Genomic DNA, 3,768 nt, shown 5'->3' with positions numbered 1-3,768 from the left:
AATCCCGCGGTCTGGCCGGAGTCCAACTGGTCATCTCCGATGCCCATGCCGGACTGCGCAGTGCCATTGACGCCGTGCTGATCGGGGCCGCCTGGCAGCGGTGTCGAGTGCACTTCCTGCGCAACGTGCTCGCCCAAGTGCCCAAGGGCTCCGCAGAGATGGTCGCCGCCGCGATCCGCACCGTCTTCGCCCAGCCAGACGCCGAGCACGTGCGCGAACAACTCGACACCATCGCCGGCATGCTCGGCCGCCAGTTCCCCAAGGTCGAAACCATGTTGCGCGAGGCCGCCGCCGACATCACCGCCTTCGCCGACTTCCCGGTGGCCCACTGGAAAAAGATCTGGTCAACCAACCCACTATCCGTTAACCGGCTCTCCGGGGACACGGTTCGGGCTGCAGCGTGAGGTTCACGCACAAGCGCTGAGCACGGATGGATGCTGTCTGCATCTCGGTGGGGGAAGGCGGAGCGGCGATGCGGGTACTCAAGAGCGACAGCGGATATGTCCTGGAGGGCGACTGGGACGGGCAGGACGCGGTGAACGCGTTTCTCAACCATTTGGCGGGACGGGGGTTCAGCGCGGCCACGGTGCGGGCCTACGCATTCGACGTCGCCAATTTGAGCCGGTTCCTCGTCCAGCAAGCGGTCGGGCTCGCCGCGGTCGATGCGCCGTTGGTGTTCGACTGGATCGACTGGCAAGGCGTCCGCCGAACGGACCAGCCCACCGGCGGTCACCGCTCGTCGACCCCGCCGGCAGCTTCGACGGTGAACCGCCGGGTCGCGGCAGTGCGCGCGTTATTCGAGTATCTGGTGATGACCGGTGTCTGCACCGACAATCCGGTGCCGTCGCCGCGGCGGGACAGGGCTGCGCCAGTCGCAGCGGGGGTTGCTCGGTCATCTGGGTCCCGGGCGTGCACGCAGTGGCGGTAGGTTGGTGCGTCAGCCGCAGCGTCTTCCGGAATCGTTGTCCACCAACGATGTCGACGCGTTCCTGGCGACACTGGCAACGCACCGGGACCGGGCGATGGTGCTGGTGATGCTACTCGGAGGGCTGCGTTCGGCCGAGGCGCGTGGCCTGCTGCTCGCCGACGTCGATATGGGCCGGCGCCGGCTTCGGGTGATCGGCAAGGGCGGCAAGGAACGTCATGTCCCGGTCGATGCGGCGTTCTTCACCGAGCTCGCCGCCTACCTGCGATGGGAGCGGCCGCCGGGGTTGGCGACGCCGCAGTGCTTCGTAGTGCTGCGCGGCCGACGACCGGTGCACCGGTCAGCGAGGCCGGGCTGCGCAGCCTGTTCCGTCGGCACCGGGAGACCTCTGGCGCCACAAGAGTCCGCCGCACCGTTTACGGCATACCTACGGCACCGAATTGTCGGCGGCCGGAATCGATCTGCTGGCGTTGCGGGCGTTGATGGGGCATGTCTCGCCGGAGACCACGGCCGCTACGTGCATTTGTCGATCGAGCAGCTCGCCGCCGAATACGGTGCTGCTCGTGCGACGTTGGCCGAGCCCGGCAGTGACCACGGTGTTGGTCGGCCAACCCGTAGGCGCCGACGAGGTGGTGGCGGATTATCTCGACCACGTCGCCACCCTGGGTTTGAGCGGCGGGCGGTACGCGACCGGATTCGGATCGCTCGCGACTTCACCGCACGCCACCGCGACCTGCACGCCTGGATGACGCTGCCGGCAGCCGAGCGGATCGCCGAGATACGGGACACCGGGCGTGGCCGCTGATCTGTCACACGATCGGCACCGGCCGGTTACGGCTGGACGTCGAGCTGGCCGCGGTCAAACAGTTGACCGGGCTGGGCCGCGCAGTGGAGGACCGGGATCCGAGCGGATTCGCCGCGTTGCGGAATGCGGGAATTCGGTTGGGCTGGAGGAGTTCCTGGTCGAGACGGTCCTCGGCGAATGTCTGGCGGTAGTGCTGGCACACCACGGCGGAATGGTCGCCGACCTGACCGGCGACGCGCTCGACGACTTCGACGCCGCGCTGTCACGTACCGTGGTGCCGCCATCGTCGCGGCGGGCATACAGGGGGCGGCTGGCCAGCCTGCGGCAGCTGTTGTTCGAGACCGCGGTCATCGACACCGCGCCGAAACGCCGGCGGTGGGCCCGTAGCCTCGAGCAGCGCTTCACCGAGGTGGAGATGCCCGACCCGATCCGTCAGACGTTGCTGCGCTACATCGGCGTGCGCGCGGCGGTGCTGCGGCCCAAATCGGTCGAGTCGCTGATCAACGACCTGCTGCCCTTCGCCGAATACCTCACCGCTCACCATCCCGACGTCATCAGCCTGCGTGAACTCGACCGGAGCTGCATCGAGGGCTACCTGAAATGGAATCGCACCCGGGCTGGCGTGGTCAGCGCGCCGCCGCGGCGCCGGCGCACCGTCTCGGCCGCGGTGGCCCAGTCGGCAGTGCTCAGTCTGCGCAACCTGCTCGACGACATCACCGCCTGGGGCTGGGCGCAGGCCCCACCACGGCGGTTGGTATTCGCCGCCGACGTCCCCAAACTCGACCAGCCGTTGCCACGCGCGCTAGCACCCGATGTGGACGCGGCAGTGATGAACGCCGTTGCCCACCTGCAGGATCCGTTCGCCCGCATCGGCCTGACCGTGCTGCGTGGTGCCGGCCTGCGGGCGGGGAACTGCTCGACCTCGAACTGGGCAGCATCATCGACTACGGACCGGCCGGAACCTGGCTGAAGGTGCCACTGGGCAAGCTCGCCACCGAACGCATGGTCCCGCTCTCCGCCGCGACCCTCGCCGCGCTCGACGAGTGGGTCGCCCTCCGCGGCACGCACCGGCCGCTGCCGCACCCACGCACCGGCGTGCTCACCGACTTTCTGTTCACCCGGCACGGACGCCGCCTGGGCTACACCCGGCTGCGCAACGGGCTGCTCACCGCCGCTGAATCCGCCGGGTTGCACCGTCCCGACGGCGGCGTCCTGATGGTCACTCCACATCAGTTGCGCCACACCTGGGCCACCGAACTCGCCAACGCCGGGATGAGTCTGCAGGCCTTGATGTCCTTACTCGGGCACGTCACTCCACAAATGACGATCCGCTACGCCACCCTGGCCTCGCCCACCCTGCGCGCGGCCTACGACGAAGCGATGGGCAAGATGCGCCGCCAGTTCACCCTCACCCCGGTCGGCAAACCGATCCTGCCCGACAAGGTCGGCTGGCTGCACAGTGAAATGCTGAAAACCCGCGTTGCACACGGATACTGCGCTCGCCACGAATCCGCGGGCGCGTGCCCTTATGCCAACATCTGCGAAACCTGCGACAACTACGTCACCGCCCCGAATTCCGCGACACGCTCACCGACCAACTCGCCGACGTCCAGGCCTCAGAACCGACGCCGAGTGCCGCGGCTGGACCGACGAAGCCGCCGCCACGACCGCGTCGCCCACGCCCTTACCGACCACCTCCAGCGCCTCGATCGATGAACATCCCACCCCGACGGGTTGACCCGCCCCCGAGGGCCGGATAAAAGAACGACTCAACAAGGAAATCCGCCGGCGCACCGACGTCGTCGGAATCTTCCCCGACCGCAACGCCCTAATCCGCCTCGTCGGCGCGGTGCTGGCCGAACAACACGACGAATGGGCCGAATCCCGCCGCTACCTCGGCCTCGACGTCCTCAGCAAATCCCGCGCCGACCACACGCCATCAACAGAACAGGAGGACACCCCGGCGGCACTGACCGCCTAAACCACCAAGTCGAAGAATCACACGACGACGTCGTACACCACGTCCCTGGACTTGACC

At 68.0% G+C, this 3,768-nt stretch carries 2 protein-coding genes and 3 pseudogenes; all 5 read left to right on the top strand.

The genetic code is table 11. The features are described 5' to 3' along the window. Positions 1–359: pseudogene (locus NF20_RS20105) on the top strand (transposase); the annotation flags it as partial. 113 nt (positions 360–472) lie between these two features. Next, positions 473–1,502 (top strand): annotated as a pseudogene (locus NF20_RS28760) (tyrosine-type recombinase/integrase); the annotation flags it as partial. Between the two features lie 418 nt (positions 1,503–1,920). Then, positions 1,921–2,700 carry a hypothetical protein gene (locus NF20_RS28400; protein WP_255343478.1) on the top strand — a complete coding sequence of 260 codons (780 nt, stop codon included), beginning with the start codon at positions 1,921–1,923 and terminating at the stop codon, positions 2,698–2,700. Beyond that, a complete protein-coding gene (locus NF20_RS28395) occupies positions 2,643–3,446 on the top strand; it encodes a tyrosine-type recombinase/integrase (protein WP_255343480.1) in 804 nt (267 codons plus the stop codon). The genes NF20_RS28400 and NF20_RS28395 overlap by 58 nt, the downstream gene beginning before the upstream one ends. Positions 3,447–3,492: 46 nt before the next feature. After that, a pseudogene (locus NF20_RS20090) lies at positions 3,493–3,711 on the top strand (transposase); the annotation flags it as partial. Between the last annotated feature and the right edge of the window lie 57 nt (positions 3,712–3,768).

The sequence above is a fragment of the Mycobacterium sp. MAC_080597_8934 genome, from assembly GCF_000523975.1.
Lineage (GTDB): Bacteria > Actinomycetota > Actinomycetes > Mycobacteriales > Mycobacteriaceae > Mycobacterium > Mycobacterium avium.
The sequence above is the reverse complement of the archived record's forward strand: the minus strand, read 5'-3'. Positions and strand labels throughout refer to the sequence as shown.